At 67.5% G+C, this 1,654-nt stretch carries 2 protein-coding genes and 1 pseudogene; 2 read left to right on the forward strand and 1 reads right to left on the reverse strand.

The annotated features are described in order from the left end of the window. Positions 1-186 precede the first annotated feature (186 nt). Positions 187-522, reverse strand: a complete 336-nt coding sequence (locus KBI5_RS27260) for a hypothetical protein (RefSeq protein WP_198537979.1) — start codon at positions 520-522, stop codon at positions 187-189. A gap of 123 nt (positions 523-645) precedes the next feature. On the opposite strand from KBI5_RS27260, the gene tnpA reads away from it, so the two are divergent. After that, entirely contained in the window at positions 646-1,068 is a 423-nt protein-coding gene (gene tnpA, locus KBI5_RS24670; RefSeq protein WP_085016627.1) for an IS200/IS605 family transposase, read from the forward strand. Next, positions 1,065-1,563, forward strand: a pseudogene (locus tag KBI5_RS24675) (helix-turn-helix domain-containing protein); the annotation flags it as partial. The gene tnpA and the pseudogene KBI5_RS24675, both read left to right, overlap by 4 nt. Between the last annotated feature and the right edge of the window lie 91 nt (positions 1,564-1,654).

Consider the following 1,654-nt stretch of genomic DNA (forward strand, 5'->3'; position numbering starts at 1 on the left):
GCGGTGGCCACGTTGTGGGGGGCAAGGCACGGTCCAGGGGACCGTGGACCGTGCTCAGGTCCTGCGCATTCACCGGCCGACGTGTCGGACCCGGGTGGGATGGTGGCTTTCGTCGCCGATGACGGTGGTGTAGTCTGTGAACCGAGTACACAGCAATCAAGTACACAGCAATCAAGTATGCGGCGATCAAGTATGTGGCAATCGAGGGCACAGCATTCGTGGCGGGTCGTCGAGGCCCGGTGGATGCCGAGGGGGGAGACGCGCCGTGGTGGAGCCGGAGGCCGAGGGTGGGCTGTTCCCCGTGCCGCGGGGGATCCCAGGGCGGCAGAGGGTCCAGGGGCGCACCACCGAGGCCACGAAGGCATCCCGGTCCGGCTCCGGCATCCACACGGCCGCCTGGTCGAGATACCAGGCGATAATCCACAGCCGGTGCCAGTCGAGCGCCCACACCTCGGCGGGTAGGCCCCCGCGGGGACGGGACGTCTCCGCCGCGCCGCCAGCCCTGATGTAGGCCCAGATCATCCACCGAAGACTCGCCGGGTCCGCCCATCGAGTTGTCCGGAGGGGATTGTCGCCTTCAGGCGACAGGGGAATCCGGTACGGACCGCAAGTGACTAGACATGCCACGCTGGTATAGTCGGTGGCATGGGACGGCAGGTGACGGCGGGCGCGGGCGGGGTCTACGACCTCGGCTACCACGTCGTGTGGTGCCCCAAGTATCGCCGTCCCGTGCTCACCGGCGGGGTGCGCGAGCGGCTTGACGCGCTGCTGCGCGAGAAGTGCGCCGAGCATGACTGGCTGATCGTCGCGCTGGAGATCGAGCCCGACCACGTGCACCTGTTCGTCAAGGCTCACCCGAAGCACTCCCCGTCGTACGTTGCGAACCAGTTGAAGGGCTTCACGTCCCACGTGCTACGCGGCGAGTTCGCGCACCTGCGCTCCCGGCTGCCCACGCTCTGGTCCCGGTCGTACTTCGTGGCGACCGTCGGCGCGGTGTCAGCCGGGACGGTGACCCGGTACATCGAGACGCAGAACGAACGCCCGTGGCGCAAGGCGGCGGCGCGGTGAGGCGGACGTACAAGTTCCTGCTGCGCCCGACGGCGCATCAGGTCGCGTCGTTGACCGTGATGCTGAACGACCACCGCGCGCTCTACAACGCGGCGTTGCGGGAGCGTCGGGGCGCCTACGCGCACCCGTCGAAGACCAGGGTCGAGTACGGGGACCAAGTCGGCCCAGCTGAAGGACATCCGGGCGTACGACCCACCTCAGGCCCGATGGTCGTTCTCCTCCCAGTAGGCCACCCTGCGACGCCTCAACCTGTCGTTCGCCGCGTTCTTCCGCCATGTGAAGGCTGGCGAGACGCCCGGCTACCCGCGCTTCAAGGGCGCCGGGCACTTCGACACCGTGACGTGGCCTGTCGACAACGACGGCTGCCGTTGGGACTCCCAGCCTGACAACCCGGCCCGGACGTTTGTGCGGTTCCAGGGTGTCGGGCACGTGAAGGTCCACCAGCGCCGGCCGGTACAGGGCGCAGTCAAGATCCTGTCCGTCAAACGCGAGGGTGCCAACTGTCGCTCGTCCAGTAGTCATTGGCGCTCTATAGTGAGCTATGATGGTCATGTGAACCTCAAGGAGTGGGCCGAGTCGCAGGGTG

Origin of the sequence: Frankia sp. KB5 (assembly GCF_002099325.1) — a bacterium.
Taxonomy (GTDB): domain Bacteria; phylum Actinomycetota; class Actinomycetes; order Frankiales; family Frankiaceae; genus Frankia; species Frankia casuarinae.

Excerpts from the sequence above, each read along its gene's own strand:
- KBI5_RS27260 (WP_198537979.1), bottom strand. The coding sequence starts at position 522 with ATGATCTGGGCCTACATCAGGGCTGGCGGCGCGGCGGAGACGTCCCGT.
- tnpA (WP_085016627.1), top strand. The coding sequence starts at position 646 with ATGGGACGGCAGGTGACGGCGGGCGCGGGCGGGGTCTACGACCTCGGC.